The 13,971-nt window shown below is 58.7% G+C and carries 11 protein-coding genes; 2 read left to right on the plus strand and 9 right to left on the minus strand.

What is annotated here, in order from left to right; translation table 11 throughout:
* Positions 1–235: 235 nt before the first annotated feature.
* The 5 genes from ISP18_RS16370 to ISP18_RS16390 all read right to left on the minus strand — a co-directional run bounded on the left by ISP18_RS16370 (position 236) and on the right by ISP18_RS16390 (position 8,649).
* On the minus strand, positions 236–2,179 hold the full coding sequence (locus ISP18_RS16370) for a M61 family metallopeptidase (RefSeq protein WP_380014365.1): 1,944 nt from the start codon (positions 2,177–2,179) through the stop codon (positions 236–238).
* Positions 2,180–2,463: 284 nt separating this feature from the next.
* Positions 2,464–4,005 carry an amino acid permease gene (locus ISP18_RS16375; protein ID WP_380014368.1) on the minus strand — a complete coding sequence of 514 codons (1,542 nt, stop codon included), beginning with the start codon at positions 4,003–4,005 and terminating at the stop codon, positions 2,464–2,466.
* Positions 4,006–4,183: 178 nt separating this feature from the next.
* Positions 4,184–5,452, minus strand: coding sequence for a sterol desaturase family protein (locus ISP18_RS16380; protein ID WP_380014371.1), 1,269 nt, complete (start codon positions 5,450–5,452; stop codon positions 4,184–4,186).
* A gap of 101 nt (positions 5,453–5,553) precedes the next feature.
* Positions 5,554–5,970, minus strand: coding sequence for a DoxX family protein (locus ISP18_RS16385; RefSeq protein ID WP_380014374.1), 417 nt, complete (start codon positions 5,968–5,970; stop codon positions 5,554–5,556).
* 366 nt (positions 5,971–6,336) lie between these two features.
* Entirely contained in the window at positions 6,337–8,649 is a 2,313-nt protein-coding gene (locus ISP18_RS16390; RefSeq protein ID WP_380014377.1) for a TonB-dependent receptor, read from the minus strand.
* 597 nt (positions 8,650–9,246) lie between these two features.
* Here ISP18_RS16390 and ISP18_RS16395 point away from each other — a divergent pair.
* The gene (locus ISP18_RS16395; RefSeq protein WP_380014380.1) at positions 9,247–10,341 is read left to right on the plus strand and encodes a transglutaminase family protein; all 1,095 of its coding nucleotides are present in this window, start codon (positions 9,247–9,249) and stop codon (positions 10,339–10,341) included.
* A 14-nt stretch (positions 10,342–10,355) separates the two neighbouring features.
* Complete coding sequence (locus tag ISP18_RS16400) at positions 10,356–10,973, plus strand: RHS repeat-associated core domain-containing protein (RefSeq protein WP_380014383.1); 618 nt, start codon at positions 10,356–10,358, stop codon at positions 10,971–10,973.
* 375 nt (positions 10,974–11,348) lie between these two features.
* Here the strand turns inward: ISP18_RS16400 and ISP18_RS16405 are convergent, their stop codons facing one another.
* The 4 genes from ISP18_RS16405 to ISP18_RS16420 all read right to left on the minus strand — a co-directional run bounded on the left by ISP18_RS16405 (position 11,349) and on the right by ISP18_RS16420 (position 13,916).
* Positions 11,349–11,483 (minus strand): hypothetical protein, encoded by a 135-nt coding sequence (locus ISP18_RS16405; RefSeq protein WP_380014386.1) that lies wholly within the window; start codon positions 11,481–11,483, stop codon positions 11,349–11,351.
* 21 nt (positions 11,484–11,504) lie between these two features.
* Positions 11,505–11,825, minus strand: a complete 321-nt coding sequence (locus ISP18_RS16410) for a hypothetical protein (RefSeq protein WP_380014389.1) — start codon at positions 11,823–11,825, stop codon at positions 11,505–11,507.
* Positions 11,826–12,319: 494 nt separating this feature from the next.
* Positions 12,320–13,171, minus strand: coding sequence for a DUF2182 domain-containing protein (locus tag ISP18_RS16415; RefSeq protein WP_380014392.1), 852 nt, complete (start codon positions 13,169–13,171; stop codon positions 12,320–12,322).
* Positions 13,149–13,916, minus strand: a complete 768-nt coding sequence (locus tag ISP18_RS16420) for a DUF899 domain-containing protein (RefSeq protein WP_380014395.1) — start codon at positions 13,914–13,916, stop codon at positions 13,149–13,151. The genes ISP18_RS16415 and ISP18_RS16420 overlap by 23 nt, the downstream gene beginning before the upstream one ends.
* Positions 13,917–13,971: the final 55 nt, after the last annotated feature.

Here is a 13,971-nt window from a genome sequence, read left to right on the forward strand (position 1 = left end):
GGAACGGGGAACGGGGAACGGGGAACGGGGAACGGGGAACGGGGAACGGGGAACGGGGAACGGGGAACGGGGAACGGGGAACGGGGAACGGGGAACGGGGAACGGGGAACGGGGAACGGGGAACGGGGAACGGGGAAGAGCTTGAGGCCGCGTGTCCTAAGGTCAAGTGCTTTTAGGCAATGCTCGGACTCGCGCGGTCTGTACGTTCCCCGTTCCCTGTTTCCCCGTTCCCTGCTTATTTGGCCCTCGGTGCCACGATCGCCCCGATCAGATCCTTGCCATCCGCGCGCACCAAGTGCGGATAGCGCAGCCCACCGTGGTAGTCCACCTTCACCGTGCTGTACACGTCAACGTTCTTCACCAGCAGCTCGATCGGCGCCTGCGAGCTCTTTGCCGCGGTGATCGCATCCTTCAGCGCGTCGCCGGAGAAGTCACGGCCGTTCACGGCGACAACGGTGAGCCCCGGCACCAGCCCGGCCTTGAACGCCGGACCGTTCCACTGCACGTCACGGATGCTGCCCTTCTGGCTGACGATCAGGCCGATCGAATAAGCCAGGTTGGCGCCGTGGTTGATGCCTTCGGAGGCCTTCTCCTCGGCATTCGGCGTGTCGTTGAACACCAGCTTCCAGCCGCCGCGTTCGATGCCCTGCTCGGGCAGTTCGGCGCCGGTGTAGTCGAGACGGTCGCGCAGGAACTTGGCCCAATCGAACGGCTGCACCTGGTTGAGCGTGCTGATCACGTCGTCGAAGGTGTAGGTCTTGGTGACGTAGCTGCCGTTGTCCATGCCGTAGAAGGCATGCGCGAAATCATCCAGCGAATGCTTGCCGCCGCTGAGCTCGCGGATCTTGGTGTCGACGTCCAGCCACAGCAACTGGCCTTCCGGATAGAAATCGGTATCGCGGATCCAGTTGATCCAGCTTTGCGAGCCGTAATAGGTGAGCGGCGCGGCGTCGGCGGTATCCTGCAGCGGGCGCCATGCGCGACCGGTGCGATACGTCATCTCGCCGGCGATGTTAGCCATGGAATCGCGATACTGCTCCGGCGACCACAGCCCGGCGCGTGCGGTGAGTACGCCGCACCAGTAATCGGTGAGGCCTTCATACACCCACAGCAGATCGTCCTGCATCGGCACGTTGAAGTTGGGTGTCCACAGATCGGCAGGACGGCGGAACTTGCCGTTCCACGAGTGCACGAATTCGTGCGGCATCAGGCTGGCGGCCAGCAGGTGCATGTCGTCATCGGTGAAGAAATTGGCCGGCAGGCGGTCATCGCTGGCCTGATGATGTTCCAGACCGAAATGACCCGTGTGATCCGACAGCGTGAGCAAGAAGTCGTAATGGCTGTAGTGATGCCCACCGAACAGGAAATTGGTCTGCGCCACCACCTTGCGCTGCTGGTCGAGCTGCTTGTCGGTAAGCTTCACGTCCTTCGCCGCATCGCCCACCACGTTCAAATACACCGGCGCGCCGCCGCTGGGCGTGAGGTCGACGCGATTGAAATTCGCACCGGCGATCAACGGTGAATCGACGAAGTTGTTGAAGCTCAGCGGCTTGAAACGGATGGTGCTCCCGGATTGGCTGTCCACTTCCAGCGACGAACCGAATTTCCAGCCCTGCGGCAGCTGCACGGTCGGCTGAATCTGAATCTGGCGCGTGTAATAACCAGCCGGATAGAACGCCACCTGGTTGAACTCCATGTCGACCAGATCGGGCGAGGAAGACACGCTCGCACCGAAGTTGCTGCCTTCGCCTTCGCCAGGCGAAAGGAACTGGAATTCCAGATCAAGCTGATTCGCGTCCTGCGGTACGTCGAGATGGATCGTGTACATGTCGCGTAGATCGCGGCGCCACGGCAGCTGCTTGCCGTTCGCGCGAATGATCAGGCCCGACACGTTCGAGACCGGACCCGATGCCGCATGCTCGCCCGGAATCCATTTCGGATAGAACAGCGTGAGCGCGCCGGGCTTTACCGGAATGGTTTCGTGCGAACGGAAGATGCGTTTGCCCGCATCGGTGAGATCCACGTTGACCGTCAACATGCCCGAATAGGGCTGATCGGCCGGCTCCGGCACCTCGCTGGAAAACGCCGCTTGCGATTGCGCAGCGGCCGTGGCCGAGAGGGAACAGGCCGCCATCACGGCAGCGGCGATCAGGCTGAAACGCAGGGCTTGGAACTTCACTCGACGACTCCGGCAGGCACCGTCCTAACGGGACAGCCCGCAAGGACAGTAGATGGACAATGACCGCCTTTTAGGCGGATTGCCGGCGATGGTAGAGCCAAGACCCTACGTCTCTTCCCCTGCCAGAGGTCATGTTGTCGCGTCCTTCCCAGGATCAGGCAAGCGGAAAAATCCTGCGGCGAGCCCCCAATGGCCGTCATTCCCGCGAAAGCGGGAATCCATCTCGCTCTTTGGCGAAAGGCAAAAATGGATTCCCGCGTTCGCGGGAATGACGGCCGTGAGGGTTACCGTTCTTCGACGCGACTATGACGCATGCCATACCCGAAATAGATCACGCAGCCCAACGCCATCCAGATAATGAAGCGCTCGAAAGTGATCCACGGCAATCCACCGATGCGCTGCCAGCCATCCGTATCCGACCACGGCACCCCGAAAATCAGCAGCAGCGAAAACAGCACACCGAGCGGCGCGACCAGCACCAGCGCAGGTGCACGGAAGCTGCGCGCCACATGCGGCTTGCGAATGCGCAACACCAGCACCGCAGTGCAGATAATGATGAAGGCGCTGAGCGTGCCGATGTTCACCAGTTCCGCCACTTCACCGATCGGCAGCAGGCCCGCGACCAGTGCGGTGAATACGCCAAGGATCACCGTGGGCCGCGCCGGCGTGCCGAACCGCGGATGGATATGCGCAAACCATTGCGGCAGCAAACCGTCGCGCGCCAGCGCAAACCAGATGCGCGCCGCGCCCAGCATGAAGGCGAACAGCACGCTGGTAACCCCGATCACCGCCGCAACGGCAATGGTCACACTCAACCAATGCAGACCGATCGATTCGAACGCCTGGGATACCGATGCATCGCCACCCAGATGGCTGTAATGCGTGATGCCGGTGAGCACCAGCGACACGGCGATATACAGCACCATCGCCACCACCAGCGATAGCAGTACCGCGCGCGGCAGATCGCGCTGCGGATGCTTGGCTTCCTCTGCCGCCGTGGTGAGTGTGTCGTAGCCGAACACAGCAAAAAACACCACGCTTGCGCCGGTCAGCACGCCGGCCCAGCCAAAATGCCCCATGCCCTGCGCGTCGACGATACGTGCGGGAATGAATGGCTGCCAGTTCGCAGTGTGCACATAGAAGACGCCCACGCCCACCACCAGCAATACGCCGATGACCTTGATGGTCACCACGAAGGTATTGAAGCGCGCCCCCCATTCCGTGCGGACAGTCAGCAATGCAGCGACCAGCAGCGAGATAGCGGCAGCGATCACGTTGAAGCGGTGGCCATCGCTCGGGCCGGCAATCGCCTGCGTGCCGTGCGCGCCGAATAACTGCTGCAGGTAATACTCCATCGTCTGCGCGCTCATGCTTTGCTGCGCCCAATCCGGCAGATGGATGCCGACCGAACCGAGCAGCACCTGCACGTAGCCGGACCAGCCGATCGCCACGACGGCAACGACAAGTGCATATTCCAGCAGCAGATCCCAGCCGATGATCCAGGCGACGAATTCGCCTAGCACTGCATAACCGTAGGTATAGGCGCTGCCGGTGACCGGAATCAGCCCGGCAAATTCCGCATAACACAGTGCAGCGCATGCGCTGCCGAAGCCGGCGATGATGAAGCTGAGCGCCACCGCAGGCCCTGCATTCGCCGCCGCCTGCTGCCCCGCCAACACGAAGATGCCGACGCCGATGATGCCGCCGATGCCGATGGCCGTGAGCTGCCACAGACCCAGCACACGGCGGAAATCACCACGCCGGCCCGCTTCCGACTGTAATTGCTCGACGGACTTGTGGCGCAGCATCCTGCTCAGGACACTCATCGGCAGTTCTCCCAAACCAAAGCGCCGATCATAGCGAAAGCGCACAGTCTGTACGGCTGCCTGCGGTCATTTCTGACAGCAGCCTCCATGCTGCAATGCAGCTTGGCTTGTAAGTTGGAATGAAAATCTCAGCTTTATTTGCTGCCCAATGCTGGGATTGCCATCCTAGCCCACGAGGCTACGCGGAAGCCGGATGCGTTACGTCAGTGCGATGTCGCTGAAAACCCGCGATGCATGCGAACGCCATTGCGCTGGCCCCGAATACGGCTGCGATGGCGATAACTACGCGCGCATCGAGATGCCCTGTGCCGAACCAGCGCCCCATCAGCATCACGCCGAGCGCTGTGCCAATGGTGCGCAACAGTTCCAATCCGATACCCGCGCCACGGCCTTCCAGCAGAAAGCCGAGTGCATACAGGCTGTAGACCAGGTAAGCGGCATAAGTGACGGCTTGAACCAGTGCCAACTTCGGCGCCGCATCCAGAAAATTCACGCCGATCAGCAACAGCACCCCGAACTGCACAAAGCAGTACAACTTCCAGGACAATGACAGCTGCGGGTTATAGCGCGCATGGCTTATGTCGAACGCCGGCTTCGGGAACCGCGCCGCCACATCCGCGGGACGCCAGCCCGGCGGCTTGATCCAAACCTTGAGTTTGTCCATCCAGCTATGCGCATGCCAGCTGTCCTTGAGCATCGCCCAGTACACCTCGACATTCGCCCACAGCGGGTTCCAGCTTTGCAGCGGCGAACGCGTGCCGTAAATCGGCGGATCCTCGTCGTTTTCTTCCACGAAGCTACCGAACAGGCGATCCCATACGATGAGAATGCCGCCATAGTTGCGGTCGAGGTAGCGATCGTTCACCGCATGATGCGCGCGATGATTGGACGGCGAACAGAACACGCGATCGAACCAGCCCAACCGGCCGACCACTTCGGTATGCACCCAGAACTGATAGAGCAGATCGATCAGCGCAATGATCGCGAACACCTCTACTGGATAACCGAGCAGTGCCATCGGCAGATAGGCGATCCACCCGAGCAGGAAACCGCTTCCGGTCTGGCGCAAGGCCGTGGTGAGGTTGTAGCTCTCGCTCTGATGGTGCACTACGTGCGCTGCCCACAGCACGTTCACTTCGTGCCCGAGGCGATGCAGCCAGTAATAAAGCAGGTCGTAGAGCAGCAAGCCGCTGACCCACACCCAAATGCCGTTCGCGGAAAGCGTCCATGGCGCCAGATGAGCGGCGCACCAGCCGTAGATGCCGATGGTGAACAGCTTGGTGAACACGCCAACGATCTGCGAGATCGTGCCCAGACCAAGACTGTTGATCGCATCGTTGAGGTAATACACATGGCGTCCGCGCCACTTCGCAACCAGCAACTCGATGCCGATCAACACGAAGAAGCCCGGTATCGCCCAGGCCATGATGCGTTCGGGAGTGATCATGCCAGCCCTGTTTGCATTGTCTAGCCGCCGCGTGCGTTGGCGCAGGGTGAAGCCTAACGCCAGCACGCCGCTATCGCGAGCAATCCCGTAGCCCTAGATCCCTACCGCCGATCTACCGAATACTTGCCCGGGCCCGTGATGCACAGCAGCAGCAAGCCGCCGGCAATGCACATGTTCTTGTAGAAATGGATCATCGTATCCAGACGAAGACCTCCCGTCAGCGCCCAGAAGCGATGGCCGATCAAGGCGGTGATGACCGTATACAAGGCCAGCGCCAAGGCCAGCGGTCGTGTATACGCACCGATCAGGATGGCCAGCCCCACGACGAATTCCATGACGAGCGCAATGAAGGCGGACAACGTGGGGAACGGCAGACCCACGGCTTCCATATACGAGGCCGTACCCGAGAAATTCAGGAATTTGTCCAAGCCGAAGACCACGAACAGGGCCATCAACAGCACGCGGGCAACCAGAAGCAGTTCGTCCTTATGGCGTTCGAACAGCTGTGTGTATCGCATGATCATTCTCCCTTGCAGAGAACAGCGCAGACGGGTGCCAATCCGCCCACGACGCGATTTTCGGGCGGATCGCCCGGGTACCACTATGGAACAAATCGCTTCGCGGTCCAAGCGCAAGCGTGATCTATCTCTCAATTGGAGAGCGCGTCGCCCCAGACATGACCTGGGACGAGGGTGAAGCGCAGTCAGGTAACCCAATGGCCGTCATTCCCGCGAAAGCGGGAATCCATTTGCTCTGATGCAAAGGCGAAGATGGATTCCCGCTTTCGCGGGAATGACGGCCATGGGGGCGTACACGGATGACCAAGGCGGATTGGCCCTAACTGCCGTCCCCTCTTCAAAGGGAAAGGGGACATTTGAACAGCCTCAGAACTTGGCGTTGATATTGAAGAAGTACTGTCGCGGCGCACCCGCTTGCAGCGTCTGGTTGTAGCCGTTCGGATCGGAGGCCACGTAGCCGTTGGTACCCGTGGTCGCGAAGTAGTGCTTGTTGGCGAGGTTGGTGATGTTGAAACCGAGGCTCACATCCTTGAGGATCGACCAGGCGCCAATGTCGTAATTCACACCCGCGTTGAACAGCCAGTACGCCGGTACCGCCGAATCGTTGATGTAGGTGATGTAACGACGACCAGTGTACTTACCGTCGATATTGAAGCTCCATCCATCGATGCTGTAGTTCAGCGCGCTGGTGAACATCCACACCGGCGTACCCACCACGTACTTGCCAGCCGTGTCGATCACGCCGTTGTCCAAGTAATTGTTCTGGTACTTGGAGTTGTCGTACGACAGCGTGTTCAACCAGCGCATGTGCTCGATCGGCTTCCAGATCAACGCCAGGTCGATACCCTTGCTCTTCACCGAACCCACGTTGTTGATAATGGCCGAGCAGGTCTGCACCGCGCTGCACGGCGTCACCGCCAGCAGGCGATTGGTGAAGTGTGTGTAGTACGCATCGGCCGAAGCCTCGAAGCCGGCACCCTGCACGCGGTAACCGAACTCGAAGGTCTGCGATTCTTCCGGCTTCAAGTTGCTCTTCGCGCTGTCGAACGACGTCTGCGACTGCGAGAACGGCAGGAAACCGTATGCGGCCATGTTCTTGGTGTAGGACGCATACACGTCCTGGTGCTCGTCGATCTTGTAGTCCACACCGGCCTGCGGCAGGAAGCTGTCCTTGGCGGAAATGCGGCCTGCGGAAAGCGCACTGGTCGGCACCAGCGACTTGGCCGTGGTGGTCACATCCAGCGCCTTGGTGCCGAAGTTCACGGTCAGGCGGTCATCCATGAAATGCAGCGTGTCTTGGATGTAGCCCATGCGCGTGGTGGTTTGGTAGTTCTGGAAGAAGCCACGCAGGAACGGTTCCTCGGAATCGTAGAAATTGCTGAGGAAGGTGTACTGACCGTTCAAGTCGAAGTAGTTGCGTTCCTGATTGGTGTTCGCATCTTCCACCCAGGCGCCGATCTCGATGTCGTTGTTGGCGACGTTGAACGTCAGCGAAGCCGTGCCACCGGTCCGATCCAGGCCATAATCGGTCGTGCGCATGGCAATCGGCACGGTGGCCGACGAAGACACGTACGGCGTGGCCCACTGACCTTCGCCGCGATCATTGTGGTAGTAGGTGCCGAGGTTCAACGTAGCGCTGCCGCCCAGATTGAACTGTCCGCTGAGGCCCACCAGGTTGTCGCGACGGATACCGCCGCCGGCGTAATAGTTGACATCGCCCTTGTCGTAGTTCGCAGGCAGGCCATTCAACGAAGCCGGATACGAGCCCTTGCCCTGGATCGCCCACGCCGTCTGCACCGCCTGGTTCCAATCCGGCTGCCAGTAATCGTAGTTCCAGCCGAGCACGCGCTGGCTGGTCAGCGACAGATCCTGGTAGTCGTATTCCTTACGCTTGGAGCTGTCAAAGAACAGGCTAACGCGATTGCCGTCGCCCCACTGATACAGGCTCTTCAGGTTGATCTGGTTGTCCTGCTGATCGCCGTAACCTTTCCACTTGCCGGTATCGGCGCGAGCGAACGACACGTACATGGAATAGCCGTGGAAATCACCGCTGTCGAGCCGCACGAACGTGCGATACGTGCTATCCGAAGCAAAGGCCTGGCTGACACGCGCACCTGCTACCGCGTCCGGATCTGCCGAGAAGAACTGCACCGTGCCGCCCAGATTGCTGCTCGACGGCGTGCCCAGCGCACCGGCGCCCTGTGCAATTTCCACCGAACTCAGGTTGTCGCTGGTGATCGCGCGAGTAACCTGCAGACCGTTGGTCACGCCATAACTCATGTTGCCCAGCGGAATATTGTCCAGCGTAAAGCCCAAGCGACTCTGGTCGAAGCCGTGCAAGGTAATTTGCGTGGACCACTCGTAAGCACCCCACGGATCGGACGATTGGAAGTTCACACCCGGCAACTGATCCAGCGCCTTGAACGCGCTGCTGCCCGGCGGCAATGCCTTGATGTCCACGCTGGACACGCTCTGTACCTGGATCGTCTCGCCCGGCGCCACCACCGAAATGGCCTCCAATGACTTGGCCTTGTTCTTATTCGCCGCAGACGCATCGGCCGCAGCAGCTGCCGTGGTATCGGCAGTCGTATCACTTGCAAAAGCCACCACACCATGCAGCACCGCAACCACGGCGAGCGCGAGAGCGGACATGCGAATCGAGATCTGTCCAACTGACATTCGGAAATATCCTTTGCGCAGCTGACCCTGCAGCGGGTCGCCGCATACTTTGTTTATGGGATTCGGAGCAGAAGGCGCCGCCCCTGGACAGCGCAACGTTAAGTGTTGCTCACATTCGTGAATGCGGCTTTACAGAAATATGGATGTATTTGGACGTCCATATTTAAGAGATGTGTCGAGCATGTTTCGCAGTATTAGCTTTGTAAGCATCTCGACAGCGAGACGACATTTTTCGCTGCAATCATCATTCCCGAGATGATTTTCTATGGCCCGAAATGACTACTTTCTAGGCGTAGATACCTAAGGAAAAGAGCCCAGCCCAAAGAAAGCGGCCACATTGATCAAAGGGGGAATCAAATACGGCCGCCAACAGCCCTAGCGATATGACAAAGACACAGTAAGCGACGACGGTCTTGTATGACCGCACGAAGTGAGGCATGCAGTGATCTCCTGGGACAGATTGGGAGGTCCGTGGAGTCAGGTATCGGAGCATCCCGCGTGTATGGCGGTCGATGAAGCGGGCGACTTCAAAAGCGTGTTGACAATAAATTCACGGCCTTGTGTCGTAATTTAGACATGATGACCAGGGGATCAGGGATGGTGCGTTATCTGGGGGCGGTTTCTATTGCGCTATGTGTTGCCGGCATTGGCTTGCTTGGGGTTGCCAATGCCCAAAGCGTGGAAGACATAAGCGCAATGAATGGAATGAGCGCGCAGCAAATGAATGCCGCGCTCATTGCTTCGCACTTCCGCGAGGAGCAGGCAGAGGTAGCGCAACTACCTGCGTACTTCCCCAAGTCGAAGACAGATGCAGGCACTTTTCCGCCTGACATACAAAAGATTCTGAACCTTCCCGAGGATCAGATTGATACGGGAGTCGCTGCGCTTACCTTTGCGAAAGAGATTTATCCAAATCTAGACGTGGTTGCTTATTCTTCCCAGCTCAATGATATGGCTAGGCACGCGAAGGCGACCATTGAACGTTTTGGTAAACACGATCCTATCTCTGTCATCCAGGCTCTCAACACTTACTACCACTTTGAATTTCGTGCGCAATACGACTTCGCGCCGGACGGTCGGAAGAACCGAGACAACTATTTTCTTAACCGGATCATGGACCGACACATGGGGCAGTGCGAGACGCTGCCCATGCTCTACATGGCTATAGCGCAGCGATTGGGTTATCCAGTCTATGCGGTGCATGCGCCAGAGCATTCCTTCTTACGCTACGTCGATCCGAGCTTGCCGGGCGGGGCGATCAACATCGAGGTCTCGGGGAGGCAAATTTCTTGGCTCTCTGACGCGGGTTACGCGCACTGGCTCAACATCAATGATCGCGCAATCAAGGGCGGAGCCTTTCTCAGGACGTTGACCCGTCGTCAGTGGCTTGGGCTTTTGCTTGAAGAGAACGCCGTCGTATTTTCAAAAGCCGGATATTGGGATCGAGCCATTCTTTACGTAAAGAAGGCGCAAGAACTCGATCCTCAAGACCCCTATTATCCGAAGAACCTCGCTCAAGCCTATGAGGTCAAAGCTCAGCGAACTGAGGCGCGCGATCTTGCTGAAAAGTACATGAAGATGTCGCACAATGAAGCTGCTCTCGCTGAGAGTATGGGCTGGGTTAACGATCCTGATGCACTCACCAGAGCCGATGCTATGCGAGCCAACGCGCTTGCAAAGGGGACACAATGAATGGATGTCAGAAGTTGTTGCTTGCAGCACTGGCCGTATCGCTGACTAGCGGGGTTTGTGCGCGTGATTACGAGGCAGGCACGGGCCGTTACATTCAGAGCGATCCGATAGGTCTCAATGGAGGCGTCTCGACCTATGCTTACGTCGGTAATGCGCCACTCGATGCTATTGATCCTACCGGCGAGAACGCTTTGGTAATTGCCGGCGGTCAGATTCCTGGAAGCATTAATGTGTTCGGTCACGTTGCCAATGCGGTAACAGGCGCCGGACTCTACTCCTACGGCAATGACACTCCACTAGGAAGCGATCCCGCTTCATACATTAAGGCTCAGAGCCTACTTCGCAACCAAGTCGTTACGCTCATCCCGACTACACCTCAGCAAGATGCGGCGATGATTAAGTTTTACAGTCAGTTTCAGGGCATGAATAGTGTGGGGAAATTCGATAACTGTGCGGCACGAACCAACTTGGCGCTCAACGCGGGCGGAGTACCTACTCAGGACATCCCGTTTCCGGGCGGCCTCTCACGTGATGTAGGGACGCTGCCGGGCGCTCAACAGTGGTTTATTCCGCAGGGCAGCCCTGTTCCACCAGAACTACAAGCCCTTCTCCCTGGCTTTCAGAAGCAATAATAAATGGCTAAGCACAAGACCATTGTATGGACGGCATGGATAATCGTGCTTGTGCCGCTCCTGTACGTATCAACGTGTAGCATGATCGCAACTGTCAAGACGCGAGGTTTCGATAAGGTCAACAAAGGGAACACAGAACAACAAGTTATCGAAGCCCTCGGAAACCCATCCGTGCGTGAGAAAAGCGGTGGGGTACCCTTCCGACGCTACACTGCATATGCGTGCGAAGCTCCTTGCGTTGAGCGGTTCTGGTTTGAGAACCGTATGGGAATGGACATCGAGGCATGGTCGGTTGAGTTTGACGGAAATGGGAAGGTGGTCTCGAAGTCGCATTTGACATCCCCCTGACAGAGATTAAGGGACATCGCGTTTTGCTTATACGCGAATCAGATAGGTCACATCGTTGAACGTGACTTCGTTGTAGCCCACCTTCGCGGCTTCGGCGGCGGCTTCCCAGTCCATCGTCATGTGGCACCACGGCCACTTGCCGCTGTTCATCTCCTTCGGCATCTCATAGCAGTCCTCCACCAGCTACTCGATGTAGTCGGTAAAGTAGCTTTCGCGGATGAGCGTCTCGCCGTACGGCCAGTCAGCGGAGTGTTCGGCTTCCTCGGCCAATTTGCGGAGGTCGTATAGTTCTTGGATCAGATCCACGACGTTCCCGCCGTCGTCAGGGAACGCAGCGTGTACCGGGCCGCTGTCGTCGCGGCTGTCCGCAATCCAGTCGTCAAAGTCGGACATGAAGCCGCCGACTTCGTGCCGGTCTCGCAGGTCCGCTTCTAATTCCTCGATTCGCTCGATGACGTCGCGGCTGTCGATTACGTCTTCCGTGTTCTCGATGGGGTTTGCCATGTGGGATTCCTTTGGGCAACAAAAAAACCCGGCGCTGTGGCAGGGTTTTAGAGGTGAATTTTATTCGGTCAGTTACACCATAGCAGATACACAGCCCATCCTAGGAGTGCGAGACCAATCAGGTCGAATATGATGCCCAAGACGCTCGCGTGTCGCGGGTAGTGCGTTGTGTAGTACCCCGGATATAAACGAGTCTGTAGCGGATGATTTTTCCACTCGCCTAGCCCAAATAGGAAGACTCCTAAGGAGCCTAGAGCAAAAGGACGATTCGGGATCTGCAATGGCAGCGTAATTGCCGCAATGAACACTGCACCGCTTAGAGCCATCAAAACTTTGTACCAATGATCGAGTTTCGGCGACTTGAGGGCGTCCGTGTTCATGTCGTCGGCCATATGGTTATGCTTTCGAGGAGAAGAGCAGGTTTGCGGCGCGATCAAGCTTCATGGAATTTTCCCAGACAGCGGTGCGCGTGCGTCGGGACAACGAACAAAGACTCATCCAAACCCCACTGCCCGCACCAACAGAAACATCCCCGCACCGATGACTACGGCCCCGATGCCTCGTGCGACGCGCTCGCCACCCGGCGCAAGACGTTCAGCGGTAATGGCTGCCGTCACAACAGTCATCGCGGTGAGATTCATCACACCGATCACGAGCAGGATTGCCGTGAGACCGGCTGAGGAACAGCTGCAATGCACACCCAAGCGCAGGCCATGCCGCCAAGCTGCAATGGCATTCGTCGGCATGCTGCAACCATGCTTCGGCACGTCCCGGCAGCAGGCGAGATGCCGCGCTTTCCACACAGTGAATTGCATTGCACCGGCGATCAGCACGACGACACCAGCCGCGATCGGCATGGCACGCGCCAGCGTTGGATGCTCCATTGCAAACGCTGCTAGCGCGGCACTTAGTGGAAAAATCAGTGCTCCGAACACGCTCCATATGAAGAAGTAAGCCAAGCCAACCAGCACGGTAAGCCCGTCCAAGCGCGTCCGGCTCGTTCCTATCAAAGCCTGGCGATAGCGCCACAGCATGGGAACCAGAGACGGCAGCATCATCGCAGTCATCATCGCCATCCACATGCCGAGGAATGCCGCCGCGGTGCCAGACCAGCTCTGGTCCGGCATCCGCATCCATGTCATCGACATGCTCCAGCCGCCGGGCATCGGTATCCCGCCCATCGCCGACATGGTGGTGCAGCCGACGACCGTGGTCACTGCGCTGGCGGCGAAGAGCAGCGCCGCAACGCCGAGGAACGCGTGGCTCGAAGCTCGCGTTCCGCGTGACGAGATCGCCGGCCCCTCCATGACGTGACGGCAGCACTCAGCCTTGCTTGTACTCATCATGACGGCGCCACCATATGTCCGCTTCGTTGCGACCCTTGGGTGCGCGATCCAGCCACTGGTACATGCCCCAGAGGCCGTCCAGTCCACGTGCATAGCTGGAGTAGGCGTGGTACACGACACCATCCTCAAGCACGAAGGTGCTCATGCCCGGGAGATCGCGCACGTAGGTGGGTGCATCGGTGCCGCACATGGCCGCGAACTGGGTCACAGGTTCAGGCGCCGACGCTGCGTCGAACGCGAAGAAGCCGTTGCGCTGGTAGTTGTATTCGATGTTTTGCTCGCGCTGCTGCTGCTCGGTGAACGCGACGTTGAAATCGAAATTGAAATCGCCACCACTCGACGACGCCCACGGAAACGTCCAGCCCATCCGCCGTTTGTACGCTTGCAGTTTCGCCAGCGGCGCGCGCGATACCGCCCAGAACGCTACGTCGTGATGCTCCAAGTGCACGGCGAAACCGTTGAAGCCGTCCGCTATCGCCGAGCAGGACGGACAGCCCGCCTGGTAGTCGGGCCCGAACATGAAGTGATACATGAGCAGTTGCGAGCGTCCCTTGAAGAGGTCCTTCAGCGACGCGCTGCCCTCGTCGGTCTCGAACCGATAGGTCTTGTCGACCCGTACCCACGGCAGCGCCTGCCGCCGTTGCGCCAGTTCGTCGCTGCGCCGCGTCAACTCTTTTTCGGCCTGCAGCAGCTTCAGCCGCTCTGCCAGCCACTGCTCTCGCGTTCCGGTCTTATGTGTGGTCATCGCCCTGATCTCCGCTGTCTATAGGTATGTCGTTTGAGCCGCCCCCGATTCGACA

This window comes from Dyella humi (assembly GCF_044904605.1).
GTDB classification, from domain to species: Bacteria; Pseudomonadota; Gammaproteobacteria; order Xanthomonadales; family Rhodanobacteraceae; genus Dyella_B; species Dyella_B humi.

Excerpts from the sequence above, each read along its gene's own strand:
- ISP18_RS16410 (WP_380014389.1), bottom strand. The coding sequence starts at position 11,825 with ATGGCAAACCCCATCGAGAACACGGAAGACGTAATCGACAGCCGCGAC.
- ISP18_RS16375 (WP_380014368.1), bottom strand. The coding sequence starts at position 4,005 with ATGAGTGTCCTGAGCAGGATGCTGCGCCACAAGTCCGTCGAGCAATTA.
- ISP18_RS16385 (WP_380014374.1), bottom strand. The coding sequence starts at position 5,970 with ATGCGATACACACAGCTGTTCGAACGCCATAAGGACGAACTGCTTCTG.
- ISP18_RS16380 (WP_380014371.1), bottom strand. The coding sequence starts at position 5,452 with ATGATCACTCCCGAACGCATCATGGCCTGGGCGATACCGGGCTTCTTC.
- ISP18_RS16390 (WP_380014377.1), bottom strand. The coding sequence starts at position 8,649 with ATGTCAGTTGGACAGATCTCGATTCGCATGTCCGCTCTCGCGCTCGCC.
- ISP18_RS16420 (WP_380014395.1), bottom strand. The coding sequence starts at position 13,916 with ATGACCACACATAAGACCGGAACGCGAGAGCAGTGGCTGGCAGAGCGG.
- ISP18_RS16405 (WP_380014386.1), bottom strand. The coding sequence starts at position 11,483 with ATGCCGAAGGAGATGAACAGCGGCAAGTGGCCGTGGTGCCACATGACG.
- ISP18_RS16415 (WP_380014392.1), bottom strand. The coding sequence starts at position 13,171 with ATGATGAGTACAAGCAAGGCTGAGTGCTGCCGTCACGTCATGGAGGGG.
- ISP18_RS16395 (WP_380014380.1), top strand. The coding sequence starts at position 9,247 with ATGGTGCGTTATCTGGGGGCGGTTTCTATTGCGCTATGTGTTGCCGGC.